General features: G+C 46.8%; 21 protein-coding genes and 4 pseudogenes. 18 read left to right on the plus strand and 7 right to left on the minus strand.

The window, feature by feature from the left end:
* Positions 1 to 64: 64 nt before the first annotated feature.
* The 3 genes from V1599_RS20910 to V1599_RS20920 form a co-directional block, all read right to left on the minus strand.
* Positions 65 to 691, minus strand: coding sequence for a glycoside hydrolase family 19 protein (locus V1599_RS20910; RefSeq protein ID WP_112013279.1), 627 nt, complete (start codon positions 689 to 691; stop codon positions 65 to 67).
* 98 nt (positions 692 to 789) lie between these two features.
* Complete coding sequence (locus V1599_RS20915; protein WP_112013280.1) at positions 790 to 1,107, minus strand: phage holin family protein; 318 nt, start codon at positions 1,105 to 1,107, stop codon at positions 790 to 792.
* Positions 1,108 to 1,322: 215 nt separating this feature from the next.
* Positions 1,323 to 2,120 (minus strand): antitermination protein, encoded by a 798-nt coding sequence (locus V1599_RS20920; protein ID WP_112010721.1) that lies wholly within the window; start codon positions 2,118 to 2,120, stop codon positions 1,323 to 1,325.
* Positions 2,121 to 2,447: 327 nt separating this feature from the next.
* Between V1599_RS20920 and V1599_RS20925 the strand changes: the two genes are divergently transcribed.
* Positions 2,448 to 2,807 (plus strand): helix-turn-helix transcriptional regulator, encoded by a 360-nt coding sequence (locus V1599_RS20925; RefSeq protein ID WP_112010722.1) that lies wholly within the window; start codon positions 2,448 to 2,450, stop codon positions 2,805 to 2,807.
* Positions 2,808 to 2,992: 185 nt separating this feature from the next.
* Here V1599_RS20925 and V1599_RS20930 read toward each other — a convergent pair whose 3' ends face one another.
* Together V1599_RS20930 and V1599_RS20935 are read right to left on the minus strand one after the other, a co-directional pair.
* Entirely contained in the window at positions 2,993 to 3,457 is a 465-nt protein-coding gene (locus V1599_RS20930) for a lysis protein (RefSeq protein ID WP_181573216.1), read from the minus strand.
* Positions 3,458 to 4,253: 796 nt separating this feature from the next.
* Complete coding sequence (locus tag V1599_RS20935; protein WP_395300787.1) at positions 4,254 to 4,949, minus strand: IS6 family transposase; 696 nt, start codon at positions 4,947 to 4,949, stop codon at positions 4,254 to 4,256.
* A 77-nt stretch (positions 4,950 to 5,026) separates the two neighbouring features.
* On the opposite strand from V1599_RS20935, the gene mgtU reads away from it, so the two are divergent.
* Together mgtU and V1599_RS20945 are read left to right on the plus strand one after the other, a co-directional pair.
* Entirely contained in the window at positions 5,027 to 5,113 is an 87-nt protein-coding gene (gene mgtU / locus V1599_RS20940) for a magnesium transporter protection protein MgtU (protein WP_258458424.1), read from the plus strand.
* Between the two features lie 834 nt (positions 5,114 to 5,947).
* Entirely contained in the window at positions 5,948 to 7,546 is a 1,599-nt protein-coding gene (locus V1599_RS20945; RefSeq protein ID WP_112010725.1) for a hypothetical protein, read from the plus strand.
* 278 nt (positions 7,547 to 7,824) lie between these two features.
* On the opposite strand, the pseudogene V1599_RS20950 reads toward V1599_RS20945, so the two are convergent.
* A pseudogene (locus V1599_RS20950) lies at positions 7,825 to 8,045 on the minus strand (helix-turn-helix transcriptional regulator).
* A 128-nt stretch (positions 8,046 to 8,173) separates the two neighbouring features.
* Positions 8,174 to 8,896: an inovirus Gp2 family protein gene (locus V1599_RS20955; RefSeq protein ID WP_395300788.1), complete on the minus strand. Its 723-nt coding sequence runs from the start codon at positions 8,894 to 8,896 to the stop codon at positions 8,174 to 8,176.
* A gap of 682 nt (positions 8,897 to 9,578) precedes the next feature.
* On the opposite strand from V1599_RS20955, the gene V1599_RS20960 reads away from it, so the two are divergent.
* The 15 genes and pseudogenes from V1599_RS20960 to V1599_RS21030 all read left to right on the plus strand — a co-directional run bounded on the left by V1599_RS20960 (position 9,579) and on the right by V1599_RS21030 (position 17,117).
* Positions 9,579 to 10,553, plus strand: a complete 975-nt coding sequence (locus V1599_RS20960; protein ID WP_146745755.1) for a hypothetical protein — start codon at positions 9,579 to 9,581, stop codon at positions 10,551 to 10,553.
* A 114-nt stretch (positions 10,554 to 10,667) separates the two neighbouring features.
* Positions 10,668 to 11,549: a GTPase family protein gene (locus V1599_RS20965; protein ID WP_258458414.1), complete on the plus strand. Its 882-nt coding sequence runs from the start codon at positions 10,668 to 10,670 to the stop codon at positions 11,547 to 11,549.
* A 301-nt stretch (positions 11,550 to 11,850) separates the two neighbouring features.
* Positions 11,851 to 12,015, plus strand: coding sequence for a hypothetical protein (locus V1599_RS20970; protein WP_309300352.1), 165 nt, complete (start codon positions 11,851 to 11,853; stop codon positions 12,013 to 12,015).
* Entirely contained in the window at positions 12,015 to 12,176 is a 162-nt protein-coding gene (locus V1599_RS20975; protein WP_309300353.1) for a hypothetical protein, read from the plus strand. The genes V1599_RS20970 and V1599_RS20975 overlap by 1 nt, the downstream gene beginning before the upstream one ends.
* 39 nt (positions 12,177 to 12,215) lie before the next feature.
* Positions 12,216 to 12,398 carry a hypothetical protein gene (locus V1599_RS20980; protein ID WP_309300354.1) on the plus strand — a complete coding sequence of 61 codons (183 nt, stop codon included), beginning with the start codon at positions 12,216 to 12,218 and terminating at the stop codon, positions 12,396 to 12,398.
* Positions 12,398 to 13,033 carry a hypothetical protein gene (locus V1599_RS20985; protein WP_258458415.1) on the plus strand — a complete coding sequence of 212 codons (636 nt, stop codon included), beginning with the start codon at positions 12,398 to 12,400 and terminating at the stop codon, positions 13,031 to 13,033. The genes V1599_RS20980 and V1599_RS20985 overlap by 1 nt, the downstream gene beginning before the upstream one ends.
* A gap of 210 nt (positions 13,034 to 13,243) precedes the next feature.
* A pseudogene (locus tag V1599_RS20990) lies at positions 13,244 to 14,061 on the plus strand (DUF932 domain-containing protein).
* The gene (locus V1599_RS20995; protein ID WP_112010727.1) at positions 14,061 to 14,315 is read left to right on the plus strand and encodes a hypothetical protein; all 255 of its coding nucleotides are present in this window, start codon (positions 14,061 to 14,063) and stop codon (positions 14,313 to 14,315) included. The pseudogene V1599_RS20990 and the gene V1599_RS20995 overlap by 1 nt, the downstream one beginning before the upstream one ends.
* A 16-nt stretch (positions 14,316 to 14,331) precedes the next feature.
* Positions 14,332 to 14,805 (plus strand): antirestriction protein, encoded by a 474-nt coding sequence (locus V1599_RS21000; RefSeq protein WP_112010728.1) that lies wholly within the window; start codon positions 14,332 to 14,334, stop codon positions 14,803 to 14,805.
* Positions 14,806 to 14,816: 11 nt separating this feature from the next.
* A complete protein-coding gene (gene radC, locus V1599_RS21005; RefSeq protein WP_112010729.1) occupies positions 14,817 to 15,296 on the plus strand; it encodes a DNA repair protein RadC in 480 nt (159 codons plus the stop codon).
* Positions 15,297 to 15,310: 14 nt separating this feature from the next.
* Positions 15,311 to 15,532: a DUF987 domain-containing protein gene (locus V1599_RS21010; RefSeq protein WP_112010730.1), complete on the plus strand. Its 222-nt coding sequence runs from the start codon at positions 15,311 to 15,313 to the stop codon at positions 15,530 to 15,532.
* Positions 15,533 to 15,554: 22 nt separating this feature from the next.
* Positions 15,555 to 15,926: pseudogene (locus tag V1599_RS21015) on the plus strand (type IV toxin-antitoxin system YeeU family antitoxin).
* Between the two features lie 2 nt (positions 15,927 to 15,928).
* Positions 15,929 to 16,159 carry a hypothetical protein gene (locus V1599_RS21020; RefSeq protein WP_112010731.1) on the plus strand — a complete coding sequence of 77 codons (231 nt, stop codon included), beginning with the start codon at positions 15,929 to 15,931 and terminating at the stop codon, positions 16,157 to 16,159.
* 92 nt (positions 16,160 to 16,251) lie between these two features.
* Positions 16,252 to 16,629 carry a TA system toxin CbtA family protein gene (locus V1599_RS21025; protein WP_112010732.1) on the plus strand — a complete coding sequence of 126 codons (378 nt, stop codon included), beginning with the start codon at positions 16,252 to 16,254 and terminating at the stop codon, positions 16,627 to 16,629.
* A pseudogene (locus V1599_RS21030) lies at positions 16,626 to 17,117 on the plus strand (DUF5983 family protein). The gene V1599_RS21025 and the pseudogene V1599_RS21030 overlap by 4 nt, the downstream one beginning before the upstream one ends.
* The last annotated feature ends 113 nt before the right edge of the window (positions 17,118 to 17,230 follow it).

A 17,230-nucleotide genomic window follows, 5' to 3' on the forward strand; every position in this document is an offset into this window, starting at 1 on the left:
AATAACTATAATACAGACTAATTCCACCAGAGTAAAAGTTTTACAATCGACTGAGCATTATAAATTAACACAATGCCAACAACGCTTTTTGGGTCTTTTCAATTCGTTCTTGCAACCCATTGAAGCCACCGTTGATACGCCGTGTCAGACCTTTCAGATCCCTTTTATCTGCGAATGAATTGCAATTATTTGATTTCCAGAACCAACCGGCAGAGCAGGCAGCATTGATATCCTCAAGCAATAAATCGGGATTATTCTCTAAATCAATTCCAAGTGCCTCACCACAAGCAATATAATTCCAACGAAATGTAATTTGTTTTAATCCACGCCCCCGATATTTCCAGCCATCATTCGGAGAATTGTTGCCATAGCGCCCACCATATACAAGATCTGCAATCGTAGCCTGTCGTTCTTTTGAAAGCACAGCCTCTCCAGGTTTGCGTCCATATTCTGCACGTTGCTTATCAGTTATTCGTGAACCAAATATCAACAAGCCTTCAACCGAATAATTAAAAGACTCCTCAAGAAACTTAAATCCTCCTGATTCGACACCGATCTGAGCTAAAAAATAAGCTTGCCGGATAGGGGTATCAATTCCACAACTCTCCATACTCACCATTACAGGATGATACCAACGTTCTGTTAGTTCCGGGGTCAATCCAGTAGCATGCATAAACATATCTTTTGTCATAAATATACCTTTTATTAACTTAGTAAAAGTGAAGATATAAATACTCAATGGTTTTAGTTTCAATTATCGAGTCGATTCTCAACCCCAAAATAGTGGCATTACTTTTTATCCTGATTAATCATATCGGACTTTAGGCGAGAAAATTTCATTATGCTGGAGATTCCTACGTACCCTAAGAAAACAGACGCTGGGAATGCCAGCTCAGGTTGTAAATCCAAAGCTGTTAAAATTTCACTAATTCCAAATGCAACCAGAGCGCACATTCCACCTTCAGCACAAGTATTTTTAAACGATTCACCACGATAAATACAACGAAGAACTGCCATTGTGCCCCCAGTGAAAGCATAGCCTAAAGCAGTTTTATTTTCTTTAATCCACGGCATTAATTCAGTTAACAGTGTTTTTGAAATCTCCATCTTAGCCTCTAACTTAAAATATCTACGGGATATGGTTTAAAATAACTGTAGCGCAGCAAGATCACAATAAGTTACAGAGATATAATCCCAATAATATAACCTGAGAGCAGTTTAAAAAATGAAATGAGATAATTATATTGGCTGTTTATTCACCATTGCTCTTATAAATTAACAACAATGCCATTTAACAATTTGACTTTCCGTTACTCAGAGTATTAGACCATTTTAGTTAAAAGGTGTTCTGCAAGAGCCTCCTCTTGATAGCATCGACTAACCAACATTTCAAAAAAAGGTTTTACATCACGATAAGCCACTGTTTTTTTTAATGGTAAAACGGTTTGTATACTTTTAAGAACAGTCGAAAACTTCATTCGATTGAACCCTCTGCCATCACACTTTTGGCATTTTTTAAACACCGGAATTTCTTTCAGTAAGGTTTCTCTTCGATTCAACACTTTCCCCCTGCCTCGGCACTGGCATTTACTTGGAATAGTTCCCTTACCATTACATTTTTTGCATAGTATTTTTACCACTTCACGCCTATGTAGATCATTTTCATGAATAACATGATCATTTTTGATAGTAGAATCGATTGATTCTGGAGAAGGGGAGGGCTTCCTGTTGGTAAAAACTTCTGCCTCAATAAATCCGGTGCTGTTACAATTCTCACAGTCACGCACATTTGAAGCACTTTTAGAGTAATCTTGATAGGCATAAGTACAAATTATTTTTATTAATTGCCTACATGTCTCAGGGGGGTAACATTGAAAGACAGGATACTTCTTAGTATTCATCATTGCTACAGAATAAAGCTTAGTCAAAGCTTTCTCCGGTGAAATAATATCTATTTTAGCCAAAAAAAGCTCGACGCCAAAAATACCTTTATTATCAAGGTAGCTGATTGCTGCTAACAGATCACTCTTTCTAAGATTATTGCCCGATGGAACTGATGGAACACCATTCAGATGAACATTCTGAGGTGAAAAAGAACGGGCGATTTGCTCAAGATTCATATAATCTCTCCATAATCAGATTATCCATTATACCCATAGTTATGTACAAGATAGCTTTTCCCTTTCTAAAGAAAGCATAATGACCTGATGCTCAATTCACATCACCACTCATCCCATACGTGAAAATAAAAAAAACACTCACTATAACTCTGAGAATGATCATATAATATACAGCTACCTTAACTACTCCATCTTCTTGCTTAAGCTGTAAGATTAATTTACAGGCATATATCAAGAAATACAAATGGTTATTTGCATTTTTTTATTGCCCCCCATACAATGAAATAGCCACAAAACTGCCATCAAATTAAAGGATAGATTGTATTTATGATTGAATTTGGAATTCGATTAAAAAAACAACTTCATGAAATGGGCCTAAGCCAATCCGAATTCGGTAGGCGAATAGGCACCACATCTCAATCTGTTAATGGCTGGTGTCTTTCCGGCACTCTTCCACGCCATGATGTTTTAAACAAAATATCAGAAATGACTGGCAAACCTCTATATTGGTTTTTTATGTCCGAAAATGAAGAAAAGGAATTGATGAATACTATCAAACTATACTTCAGAAATAACATTTTACAACACTCTGATCACCCAAAGGAAATCAGAATATCACCCAGCATTCAAAAAGATTTTTCTTTGAGAGTACTAAATTCGAGATTAAGTAACGATGAAATATACTAAATACAACAAAATTACATTCCACCAAAGACGTTAAAATGAATAGCATATAAACAAAAATAAAGAGCACATTACAGAAATTTCAATAAAACATTTAGTCACCCGCTCCCATTTAAACAAAAATATTTACCATAATTACCCTACAATATTTCGTAATGGCTCTTTATACTTCTCAACTATGATAATGTCTATCTCAAGCATTGCTCTCGAATATATTGCTGCAAACCGCTAATCATTTTCTCAGAAATCAAAATTTCTCTCCTGAGGGAGAAATAAGCCCGTTGAGCGTCTCGTGTAAGTTCGGGGCTGGCTGCATCAGCCACGCGGGTGGAGGTGGTGGGGATAGACATGCGACTCGGGCAGGTGGCGGCGATACGCAGCCGCTCAGCATCAGACTCAACACGATACTCAAGCTGGTTAATCGTATTTTTTGCTTCCCTGAGCTCAGTTGTAAGTTTTTCATCTAGTTTCCGTACCTGTCTTGAGTTCTGTTGAAGATTAGTTATCTGGGATTTGGCCAGCGCCAATTCGAATGTAGAAGCCTCCAAGTGTGATTTGCTATTTTTCCACAAAACAAAAAATATAATCGCACATGTTAATAACAATAACAATATAGTAATAACAAATGTAAAAAGGATATTTTTTGAAAACAAAGCCCCCCCCTTGACACTTTGAATTGAACAACACTGAGGATTCTGGAAACAGCACCAGGTTATAGTCATGTTCAGAAAATGGAAACTATGTACTTCGTTGTTTATACAAGATGATACTGACAGCGATAGAATACGTGGGAAGTGGATTCATATCCACTCATGCTATTTACTCCTTGATTTTCTAGTATTTAGGATGGGCATTCTACGAGCATCGCCCCACATGAAAGATAGCTGGATGTGGTTTAAGATTGATAAAAAAAAACGCCCGATTAGTATCAGGCGTTTTGTATCAAACAGCTAAACTGTAAGAATCAACTAAATTAATAAAATCAGATTTAATGTAATTGCTTCAATGTTTGAAGGTCACAAATATCCAGTGTTGTAATAAACATAAGTAAAATTTCCTTTGAGTGCAAGTGTGGTTTCATATTTTTTTTAAAAAAAATCATAACCTAATGAATTTTAATAAAATTCCACCCCCTTCACACTTAACATTGTTCGTTCACAGACAAAGAAAATACGTTGAAAACAGGAAGCCCGACAGCCCAAATGGTGAGTAGTACTAAAAGGATTATACTCCCTCTTACACTTCCCTCTAAATCTCCGCCACACTCTCAACAATCTCGCCTGCCGAAGAATCGTCATCGGCATCCCGTAACCCCTCCAACTCCCTAAAGCTCCCCTCTCCAGATACACAACCCGATCCGCAGAGGCGATGGTTTCCGGGCGATGGGCAATCAGCAGGGCTCTGTCGCGTTAAAGAATGGAAGATGAAGAAAACTGCGCAGCCTGTTTTTCAGACAGCCAGCAAATAAAATTGTTCTGCCGATGATAATCCGTCTCCGGCTGGGTGATGACATTGTCCCTTACGTATCATGTGGATTAACTCAACTCCTGCCAGTACCGTCTGCGCACGCCGGAATGATTTGAATCCCATCATCGAGCGTATCCGGCGTTTGATGTTTCGGTGATCCTGCTCAACCAGATTGTTCAGGTATTTACTCTGCCTGACGGTAATAGTTTCTTCTTCAGGTTTACCGGCGTTGAGTGTAGTCAGCGCTACCATGTTGACGCCGCTTTTATCAATAGTCACCACCTCAGGTTCATCATGGTGTCGAATGGCTTTGCGAAAGAAGCCTAATGCCGCGGCAGCATCCCGCGTGGCGGTCAGCAGGAAATCAATGGTCTGGCCCGCAGTATCGACCGCGCGGTACAGATATTTCCACTGCCCCCTGACCCTGATGTAAGTTTCATCCATTCGCCAGCGGCGACCCACGGCACGTTTATGCCGACGAAATGCCTTATCCAGCAGTGGGACAAGACGAATGATCCACCGGTGAAGCGTGGAATGGTCGACGGTGATACCGCGCTCAGCCATCATCTCCTCCAGATTGCGCAGGCTGAGTGAGTACGCCAAATACCAGCGGACACATTGCGCGATGATATCAACGGGATAATGCAGGCGTCTGAAGGCGTTCCGGATCAAAGTCATGGTCAGGTAATATCATAAAAAAACAGAAGATTACCCGACCTCGCCTTAATGCGACAGAACCTCTGAAAGGGGGCGCGATGCGCAGAGAATCGCTCGATAATGTCTTTATTCAGGCGGCTATTATTGCATTAATCATTATTCTGCTGGCAATCTGGATTAGATAAGAGACTTTTTGTCTCGCCTGTTTGCCGGGCTGCGGCTAACATCTTGCCCGGCAAACCGTTCACGCATAGGAAATTGAAATTCTTCCAGCTCTGGAATGTGATGGTTGAAATTAAACTATTGCTTGATTGGTACGCCATCGAGGCTCTGAAAGATCACTAAAAAAAAACAGGCCGGAAATTTCGGCGGTTCCGGCATAAAACCCCTATTTCTGCCTTTCCGGGCATCAAGGCAGCTATACCCGGCAAAAAGCGCAGCACACCGGGAGAAGCGCAATACAGGCAAAATACCTGATTTTACAGGCTGGCAAATACAGACATGAGAAAGGGTTTATCGACACATGATGCCCATAAACAGGTACACACTAAGTTAAAGCCCCCGGAAATTATTCCTCCAGTAAGACCCCGAACATGAGGCCATTTCAGCAAATTGCCACTCATCAGGAAAAACATGTGGACTATGCTTTCTCTCCCCTCTTCCCGGAAGCGGTAACAGACGACACAATGGTGGTAAAAAAACAAATTATGTAATTAGCATACATTCCGCTGGTTAATCAATGAATAGGCAATGATAGCGCGAAGTTATTTTTTATCCTGGTGTAAATAACAGGGAAATAATGAAAATGAATATACTTTCATGCCGTCCAGCGAGGATAACCCCGGACATTCCCGTCAGACACACCATGCAGGATATGGCAGGAAGGGATCGTGAAAAGCAACCGAAAAGACCAGTTGCTGCTCTTATTATATCCCCTGCACTTCTGAAGCGCAGGATTCCAGCCAGCAGAGCGTGATGGCTGAGCCTCAGGTGATGCAGAATAACATAAGGAGAAAAGGATGTTGCATAGTAAAAATGTTGGTGGTACAGAAATTTTCCGCGCGAGTGAAGCGCACGAGAGGAAAGTCTATAACAGAGTGAAAGAATGCGTTTTCAGGCATTTCAGTCCGGGACTCTACACCGATAAAACCGACATTGTTAACATCGTTAATCTGATGTACAGGGAGTATTATGACATTCTCGATGAATACCTTCCTGCAATCCCTCCCCGGGAATTTGTGGCTTTCCTGACTGAACAGTATGAGCAATACGGGAAAGTATCAGACGCTCACAAACTCGGCGAACTCTCAGATGAAGACGAAGTCTTCTGGTCATCCTGGGCAATTTATGCCAGACGGGGCATCAAGCACATTCTGGAATTACTTTGTCGCTCCCGAATGGAATCGGGTAACGCTTGCGGCAGACAGGCCGTGGAGGAGGAGGCTATATCCATGGTTTTCATCGCAGCAGAAGAACTGGTGAGTCTCTACATGCGAAGTGATAATTACAGAAACATACTGGACGAAGTGACCCTGAGGTTAGATCCTGATGTGTACACCTACTTCCATGTTGCTCAGGACAGCAGTCATCAGTTTGACAAACGTCAGGCCTTCCGTGAAATCTCAAAATATGTTCCGGTACCCATGTTTCTTCAGGACACGACCGCACACGCGGAAGTGTTAAATGTGAGCTTTACGGAAACAACCGGCATCAGCTATATGGATACGCTGGGTGTGATCCAGTGGCTTATCGATACGTACAGTGACAGAGAGCAGCCCGGACTGCCCGGAAGTTTTGTATGGAAGGACGCCATCAGAAAATTGACACACGCTTTCAGCATAACCGCCTCGCAGGCCGAATTAATCATCGGTGGATTCACTCTGAGTGCTGACAATATGGAAGACCGCGAATTATTTCGTCCCAAACAGGAGTACCGGGCATATAAACGGGGATTCTTCCGGGATCAATCCCATGGCGTGGACCAGGTCTTTTTCTCGCGCCGCATGGCTTTAGAGTGCCTGACACTCCTCGTGTCTGATGTGCCATTCCGCAAGCTTCCACCCGAGTGGCGCTCCCGGAGTGTGAATAACGCGCTCAATACGTTGTCCCTTAAGGCCGGACGCTGGTTTGAAAACGTGATTGCGAATAATCTGACCGCCGCCGGCATCGTCGGGTCGACATCAGTGAAGGCGATAAGCCTTAATAAAAATGAACGGCTGAAAATCCCGGCCGACACCGGCGAGATAGACTTCCTCGGTTTTCATGAGGAGAAAAAATTACTGGTGATTATCGAGGTAAAACAGGTCGGTTTTGCCACTGAGCCCAGAATGCACCTGGATGATTTATCAAAATTCACAGGCGGTCAGGACAATTACAGTACCCGGTTTATAAAAAAATATCGCTGGGTACTTGAGAACATTGACAGTGTGAAAAAACACTTTCATCACAAATTCGGCTTAACCACCGAACTCAACACAGCCGGCTACGCAATGGTTACACTCTACCCCACAATCGCCGCGACAAAAATAGAGGAGTTTACCTGCATTTCAGTTAGCGAGTTTATGCATGAATACCTTGAAAATGAGACATGGCCATTCAGTCAGACATCCTTGCGCTGATTCTGCACGCTTATGCCCACGTATCCCTGGGATGTTTTCACTTGCGAAATCAGAACAAACCTTAAAACGGTGCTCCATGCGATGAAAAAATGTAAACCAGGAACTTAATGCTTTTAGCTGCCGGGTTGAGTTCCGCTACGGCAAAATGACGCCGAAAAATTCGTACCCGGAGTGGCTGACTGTGCGGCCAGGCAGACTGACAGGAGGAGCTGCTGATATCCTCCCGTCAGACTCCCGTATCCGGATTATTGCTGCCGTCACCAATATGCGTAAGTTCTTCAATGACCAGTACCAGTAGTGCGGGAATCTGTAATACGCTGCTGTACCCATACCTCCACTTCACTCCTGAGCCAGCGTGAACTGCGGCCGAGTTTAATGGGTTTAGGAAACAGTCCGTCCTGAATGAGTTTATAAAACCACTTATCACTCAGTCCCGAAATTCTGTAATGAATGCCATATCCACAAGTCTGTCATTCAGCAGGTCAGCCGTAGTATGCATTTTTGTCATGACGATTTCTCTCTGTCTGAAGGGAATGAACGACAGGAGCACCAGAATGATTGATTTATCGTTAATCAGGTACTCCGCCATAACATTCCTTTCCCCAATAGAAAAATACTTTCCCGTAATCAGAACTGACTACAGCCAAAGTTACGCTGACCATCGGTACTATCCTTACTGTACTCTTTTGCCAGATAATTGACCCGGTTAGTTATTTCGGTATATTTCTCAGTAAACTTTTCGCTGTTCCGGCTCAGATGGTAATAACAGTTTTCAGGAAATTCTGTCAGGACATAATATTGCGTATGGTTTTTCATGGTATGGAGCCCCAGCGCCCTAACCCAGGCCTCCATAATCATCAGAGCCAGATTATGCGAATACCGACCATTTATGGCTGTATAACGCCCTGGATAGGCATATGCTTCTCTGTTAAGCAATAACGTAACATGGTAATGTTTTTTACCGGACTGATTGAATTCACGTACCCAGATATAACGTATCCGGCTGGGATGAATACGCTTGCCCTCATTATGCTTTTTCAGTAAGTCTGCAATAAGCTGTGAATTCAGGGATGCAAAAAACCGTGTAATTAGAGATGAATCCGTATTGCATGCAGTAGTATCAGTATCAGGTAAACGCAGATCGATTCTCAGTACCAGTATTCTTGGGTATTCCTGAATGGCTTTATCAATGATGTTCTGGATACGTTTTACATAAACGGACTTTAGCATGCCATAGCTGGCTGTATTAATAATCATTTGTTCATAACCTTTAAACGTGGGTTTATCCAATAGAATAATAATCAGCAGTATTAAATTGATATATTTACAGAGCGTTTCGCCCTGATACATTCTTAACCACTCTATGCATTATTCACACTAAATCAGAAACGCTTATCACACTGAGTAAATGACAGTATTACATCTCACTTAGTTACACACTCAATATAAATAAACACACCAAAATGTACACAACATAAAACACCCTACCAACATGACATCCATATCTTGATTAACACCTATGTGATGATTAATGCCTGTTTAATATCTAATATCTAATATCTAATATCTAATATCTAATATCTAATATCTAATATCTAATATCTATACAATATATTACCAACCCGACAACAAGAACCCGGTAAAAATGAGAAATGCAATAAAAGAAGAAAAGTGGTTTTTCGCTGTTTAAATTCGGCCTTCCCTTTAAAATTCACTCTCAAGTTAGCACCAGATTATTGTCTTCACCCTTCTCATTACGGACTGGAGTTCCACCCGCGTATCACTTGCATCATATTGCACGAAAAAGCGGTCTGGTATTTTTCATCGCGGCCATAATCATGCCTTATCCGGTAACATACCCTTATCCACGATGAACTACGTTCTCATTACGTAAACACATCCAGTTAACCTCATACCACTACGTAAAAACTACTACTTACAAATTAGTGCTACGTATTCACTACAAAAAGGTGTCATAATGATACGACAAAACGAGTAATATATGTACAATCACTGCCAGCAAGGGACATTCGTGACGGACAACACCCGACTGAACATCAGAACAAAAGACATTCGCACCTGTCGTTTTTACTTTCACTATATTCATGCGAATATCCCCGAAAGCAGAAATCATGCGTTTGACGGTAATAACCCGGATGTCGCCCGTTCATGCCGGATTATTAATGATGTTCTGGAGGCCTATCTCCCGGCGTATCAGGAGCGACTGATATTTATCCGGAAAATGGAACTGGCGCTCAGCACAACGCTCCTTCCTGAGAAAAACTTTTTATGGCTGGATAACGACACCCGGGCAACATACTGGTTATGGGGAAAAGCATGTCTGGATCCGGAATGCAACCAGAGCATCAGTCAGGCGCTGAAGAATGTGGCTTACTTTTCATGGTATAAAGGATCCGGACTGACCTTATCTCCGGCCAGTCATCATGAACGTCTGACGGCACTAATTGCTTTTGTGGATTATCTCTGCGTCAGCACGAATAATTCGCCCGCGATCCGTAGTTGGCTGACGCACAATCTTGATATCTGGCGAAAATATGCCATCCGACTTACCCGATTTAAATGGCTCACTCCTGACGATGCGGACACCAGTGTGTGGGCATACCGCTCCCTTGTGAAATATCAGCAGGCTTTTACTTCTGAAACTGATAACCCACTTTGTCCCGTGATGCTTCCTTCCCCTGTTAACGCGGAAGAGGCATTTAATACCTTTTATGCACTGCTGGATTTATGGGAAATAAACAATAAAATACAGCAGGACACCATCAGAAAGCTGAATAAAGCGTTTTATCAGAAAACTTTCCGCAAAAAACAGGCCGCCCGTAAAGGCAGGGATACGCTCAGTGAAGAGCATGCCGACAAACTGGCATTTCTGGTGGAATTTTACCGGACGGATAATATGTCCGTTCTTGAGATGCTGATAGACGATCGTTTCAGGGGACTGGACACACGTACAAAGGCCATACAATCGTTCCGCCGACGGCCCTGAGAAAGGGCTGTATTTCTGTCGTGACGGCAGGAAGACAGTTCAGAATTTAAGTTGTAAATATTTTCAGCCCTATATTACCACCGTGATAACCCGTCCTTTTATCACTGGTGAAATATGAATAATGAATCCCCGACACAAACGCCACTGACGCAGCTCCTGTCCGGACTGCCTGGTGAGGTAGCCGGTATAATCAGCCATAAACTCAGCAGTATTATTAATTATGAACCTGTCATCGGGCTGATGGGAAAAACAGGCGCAGGTAAATCCAGCCTCTGTAATACCCTGTTTCGCAACTCTCCGGCGAAGGTGAATGCCGTCAGGGGATGTACGCGACGTATACAGCGCTATCAGGTACGCCACGACAGCCGTATTCTTCATATTCTTGACTTTCCCGGTATCGGGGAAACGCCGGAACTCGACCGGATATATTGCCGCCTTTACCGGGAAGAGTCACCCGGACTGGAGCTGGTTGTATGGGTACTTAAAGCAGACGACCGGGCATGGAAGGATGACCTCCGTTGTTACCACGAACTGCTTGCTGCCGGAGCAAAACCGGAGAGTTTTCTGTTCGTACTCTCCCAGGCCGACAAGACAGAGCCCTGCCGGGAATGGGATCTGCTCAGCAATCACCCTTCACCCCAACAGGCCATAAACATCAGCACCCGCGCTGAGCTTGCGGCCGCACTGTTTGCCGCTGTCCATCCGGTCATTGCCGTTTCAGCTGCAGAACGCTATAACCTGGCACGATGGGCCGAAGCGCTACTCAGGGCGCTGCCCGTACGAAGCAGCAGCACCGTTACCTGCCACCTTCATCCTGATTTACGTACTGAATCAGCTGAAAGGATTGCCCGGGACAATTTTGTCAGCGTGGCGGCAGAAATTTTTGACGACGCCACGGTGGTCCTGCAGCGTTCAGGGACGCTCATCCGTCATTTTCAGCACCTGCGCCAGCAGTTCCTGTCCGTTATCCGTGCCGTCTGGCGGTTTCTGTTCTGAATTTCTGTGCCAGCCACTGCCGTTTCGATCTGTTTCGACGATCGAATAAGCCCATTAAATAGCCTTAGGCTATCAATAGCAAAGAACTGATCGTTTTTATTGATAGATATAGACGATCAGTTTACGCATATCGATCTGAATTAACAATTATCCCGCCTTCTGATAAGCCAGTACGATCTGTGCTGCATGTGAAGATACCCCTGCCATTAATAATATTTAATCAATTGTTTATAAAGGAATATTCTATGATTTACTTTGTCTGCATCCTGTCCTCCGGTACGATTCAGCGGGAGGCAAAACCATGAAATCATACCCGTTTGTACGCCCCGACCTGTTCGCCTGGTGCCTGGCGGTTGTTCTCCCGCTTCTCTGGATTGTGCTGTTCCTGAATTTCCCTCAGCCTCTCGCACTGACCATTTATATGATTGTTGCCCTGTCTGGGTGTTGCTGGACCGGTCAAACCTGATGAAGCAGGGCATTACGCCACCGTCCTTTATCTGGTTCTGGTTCCCGGTGGTGTATCTCCGTCAGCGTGACCAGATGCAGGGTAAACCCTGGCGACTGATGCAGGTCTGTCTGCTGTGTACGGCACTGTCATTCGCAGGGATATATCTGCTGAACAAATAGTCCGGGACGGCAAATCTGGCGCAGAATGCCTGTCATGCAGTGACAAAAATCCTGCACGGCGAGGGATTTGACGAACGCTGTATCCGCGTGACAGAGATGCGTGAAGAAGTGAGCGGTCGTTTCTGGCAGGCACAGGCGTTGCTGAGCACCGGCGAAAGTGAGCCCGTGACCATTGAGGTCAGGGGGCAGAATATGTACGTCGTCCTGCCAGAAGCAGGATAATGAACGCAATGAGGATCGTAATAACTGTCGCCAGATTTCTGATTATCGTTGCCGTACTCTGGACCCAGGCGGGCCGGACAGCAGCATACGACCCGAAACCGTTCAGCCACACGGGCGTGGAGGCAGAAAACATACAGGTCACGCACGACCACATCATGGAGGGCGTGGATGATTTTATCATTACCGCCACGAGGGGGAAGGAATCGCAGAAATTTATTCTGACCTGCAGTGGACCGGATAAGCACCTGAACATCCTCTACTGGCTGAAGGACATCACCGGAGGAAAGGCATCCGGCGCAACCGGCATGACCATCCAGTATTACCCGGCGGGAGAGCATCAGATGAAGGCTCATGCGGATCAGCCACTGACACTGTTCGACAGCCAGCTCTCACTGGATCTGACACGCGCAGCGTCACGCATGCTGGATTATAAAAAGGGAAGCTTTGTTTTCCATTTCTATGAAAATGACGGCATATCCGATCACGGTCCACTGGCATGGAGCTGGCAATATCCGGCTCCGAAACTGGCTCCGGCGCTCGCTGGCGCCCTGGTATCCGCCAAGGCCAATAACTGCAGCCTGGCGCAGGGTGAAACCCGTATTGCCTCCCTCGCGCGTCTGGCCGACCATCAGTAAGGATACTGACATGATAGCAGGCGTTATCTATGTGACATCCTGCATTGTTTATGTCCTGGTTCTTGTTCTGGGTTATAGCCTGCTCGTCTGGCATCCCTGGTACTAACAGTATTCTCCCAGGTATTAACCCCGTTATTTTTGTTCACTAAAAGGCCGTACTTCCTTCGGGAGGTATGGCCTTTTTTATTTATGTAATCAAAGGAGTTACCCATGCGTTTAGCCAGCCGCTTTGGCCGGATTAACCAGATACGCCGTGACCGTCCGTTAACCCGTGAAGAACTGATGCAGCATGTTCCCAGCGTTTCAGCGAAGACAAGCACGCGTCACGCTCTGAGCGTTACAGCTATATACCGACGATTACCCTGCTGGAGAATCTGCAGCGAGAAGGATTTCAGCCGTTCTTTGCCTGCCAGACCCGCGTGCGTAATCCCGATAAACGCGACCACACAAAGCACATGCTGCGTCTGCGGCGTGAGGGGCAAATCACCGGTCAACAGGTCCCCGAAATCATTCTGCTTAACAGTCACGACGGCTCCAGCTCATACCAGATGCTGCCGGGGTTGTTTCGCTTTGTCTGCCAGAACGGACTTATCTGTGGCGAAACCTTTGGGGAGGTGCGCGTGCCGCATAAGGGTAATGTGGTGGAGAAAGTCATTGAAGGGGCTTATGAGGTACTGGGGATATTTGACCGGGTCGAAGAAAATCGGGATGCGATGCAGTCGCTGTTACTCCCCCCGCCGGCACAGCAGGCATTTGCCAGAGCCGCGCTGACGTACCGCTTTGGGGAAGAGCACCAGCCGGTAACGGAAGCACAGATACTGATGCCCCGCCGCTATGAAGACCGTCAGGACGACCTGTGGTCAGTTTTCAATCGTTGCCAGGAGAACCTGCTGAAAGGGGGTCTGCCAGGACGAACCGCCAGAGGTAAACGCAGCCACACCCGCGCGGTTAAAGGCATAGACGGCGACGTTAAGCTCAATCGCGCCCTCTGGGTGATGGCGGAAGAACTTCAGCAAGCGCTGAGCTGATGCCACCGCTACCTGATAACGCCCACCAGGCAACCCTTTATCCGACCGCCCTGGAGAACACTCCCTGCAGCCGCTCCATCTCCGATGACGACCTGTGCGCCTGGTGTTCACACCTTCTTTATCGTCCCGGCGAACTCAGCCTGTGCAGCTTAAGCCTCCCGGAGGGGCACTGGCCATCACGCTGTGATGAGGATGGCTATGCGCAGTCCTGCCCGTCACTCCGGCTGAACCAGCATCCCCAACCCGATAAATAAACAAGGAAAAACTAACATGACCGATATTATTAACCTTAACGATACCCTCCCGTTACCGCCACAACCTGCCAGTTCTTCGCCAGCGCTGACCGCCACACTCGTACAGGACGAGCAGCGCATCAGCTTCTGGCCAGGGCACTTCGGCAGCATCCCGCAGTGGATAATCCTCGAACCGACAGTCTTCGCGTGGATGGACCGCTTCTGCACAGACTACCACGGCGGTATCTGGCAGTTTTACACGCTCAGCAACGGCGGCGCGTTTATGGCCCCGGAAGCGGAGAGCGATAAACTCTGGTCGCTGTTCAACACCCTGAACGGTAACGGCGGTGAGCTCAGCGCCGGGGCTGCCGGGATCGCGGTCTGCCTGATGACTTACAGCCACCACGCCATGCGCACCGAATGCGACGCCATGACGGAGCACTATTACCGCCTGCGGGACTACGCGCTCAGCCATGCGGAATGCAGTGCGATCATGCACATCATCGACTGAGGTCAGCCGCCATGGAACAACAGTTACCGCTGTTTGCCCGTGAATTACCCTCTGCCGACCAGCTGACGGTCAGGGAAGCCTTAACCCTGCTGGAAGGGCAGCTTCGTGAACCCGGTGCGTCATTTACGTCCAGCAATGCCGTGCGCGACTGGCTGCGCCTGCATCTAGCCACGCAGGAGAGGGAGTCGCTGATGGTGCTGTGGCTGGACAACCAGCACCGCCTCATCGCCTGCGATACGCTTTTTCTCGGCACCATCAACAGCATCACCGTCCATCCACGGGAGGTCGTGAAGGCCGGACTTCACCACAACGCTGCCGCCGCGCTACTCGCGCACAATCATCCTTCCGGAGAGACTGAACCCAGTCAGGCCGACCGGCTGATTACCGGACGCCTGAAACAGGTCCTGGAGCTGGTCGATATTCGCCTGCTGGACCACCTGGTGGTTGGCGGGATGGATATAGTGTCTTTTGCCGAACTAGGCTGGCTTTAAGGAAAAAAACAACGATGAAGATTATCAGCAAACGCCAGGCTATGACGATATACCGTCAGCATCCGCAGTCCCGGCTGTTCCGCTTCTGTACAGGGAAATACCAGTGGTCCGGTAGCATCTGCCACTACGCTGATCGTGAGGTCCAGGATATCAGCGGCGTGCTCGCGGTCTTTGCAGAACGCCGTCAGGACCACAACGGCCCGTATGTTGTCCTGCGCAGCGTTACCCTGAATTAACACCTAGTTAAGGATTACTTAAATGCAAAGCTCAACAAATGTAGCAAACCACGATATTGCCGCCCCCTAGTGGGGACTTAAGCCTGCAGCTGTCCCGTGTTTTGGCGCACGACTGGTACAGGAGGGCAACCGGCTGCATTACCTGGCTGATCGCGCCAGCATCACCGGCACCTTCAGCGAATCAGACCTGCGCCATCTGGACCAGGCATATCCACTGCTGTTGAAACAACTTGAGTTAATGCTCACCAGCGGTGAACTCACTCCCCGACATCAGCACGGCGTCACGCTCTACGCAAAAGGACTGACCTGCGAGGCAGACACCCTCGGCTCCTGCGGGTACGTTTATCTTGCGATTTATCCGACGCCACCTATGGCACAACCCGCAGGAGAATAGCCATGCCACACGCCTGTAAAATCAGTGAGGTCATTGAACTGCTGCAACAACATCAAAATGGCGACTTCGTATTGTGTTCACTCTGGTACGAAGACGATGTACACAATGTGGATGACTCTGTGACGACAGAAGCGGCCAGAGCGGCATTACGCCATGCTGCCAGCCATCACGACGCAGAGCAGGGTATTAACTGGTTCATACTGGAGGCCACACCTGACGCCATCCGGCAGTAAGTGGTTTTCCAGAAAAAAATCTTAACTCACCGGCCACCTTCATCGTAATACGTCCCCTGTCATCAGCTCCTTATTTAACAGAGATCACCTTTATGCAAACCTTACCCACCATCCCGACGCGGAAGGCACAGTCACGCCCGACGCCCGTTGAAATCTGGCAGCAACTTCTTACTTATCTGCTGGAAAGGCATTACGGCCTTTCGCTTAACGACACACAGTTTGGTGATAGTAATGTGATTCAGCAGCATATTGACGCCGGGATTTCACTGGCAGATGCACTCAATTTTCTCGTTGAAAAATCTGAACTGGTACGAATTGATCGCCCCGTTTTCTCCATTCAGCATCAATCTCCGTTCATCAGCGCTATTGATATACTCCGGGCCAGAAAGGCCACCGGCCTGATGCAACGTACCGGCTATAAGGCGGTGACTTGCGCCATCAGTGGGCAGTCATCCAGGGGGCAGCAATGAAGCTGTCCCTGACGGTGGAAGCCGATACCGTTAATGTACTGGCCCTTAATGGGGGCCGGATCGCCGTCGATATCGATGGTATTTAGCTGGCTGCGCTGATTGATGTGTTCAGTGATAACGGGTATTCGCTTCGTGTTGCTGATACCGCCGGGAAGTTGGTTGTTGAAGATCAGCTACCACGTACCGCCCGTCTGAATGGGATCCAGTGCAGTACCGCCCATATCACGTGTGAGGATAACGCCATTCTCGACCAGGTCACTCTTCAACGCCACGACGGCGGCAACAGTGACTGGAAACTGTACACCGGCTACGGTTACCTGCTTAGACTTAACGCTCGCTTATACCCAGTGCTGGAACTAAAGAGATTGGGGCTTTCAAAGGGCTGCCGTCGGTTAGTGAGCACACTGATACGACGTTACGGGATCGATATGCTACATCTGGATGCAGCGGGTGACCTGTTGCCGGGTTTTAGCACCTTCAACTGGTAGTCTCTCCTTCCGACATGCTCAGTCTCTGCAACACATCCGCTCACAATAATCACAGCCCTGTATTCACCACACGCATAAACGCCAGCCCTCACCGACTGGCGTTTTGCTTTATA

Origin of the sequence: Enterobacter sp. ECC-175 (genome assembly GCF_043968675.1) — a bacterium.
Classification (GTDB): domain Bacteria; phylum Pseudomonadota; class Gammaproteobacteria; order Enterobacterales; family Enterobacteriaceae; genus Enterobacter.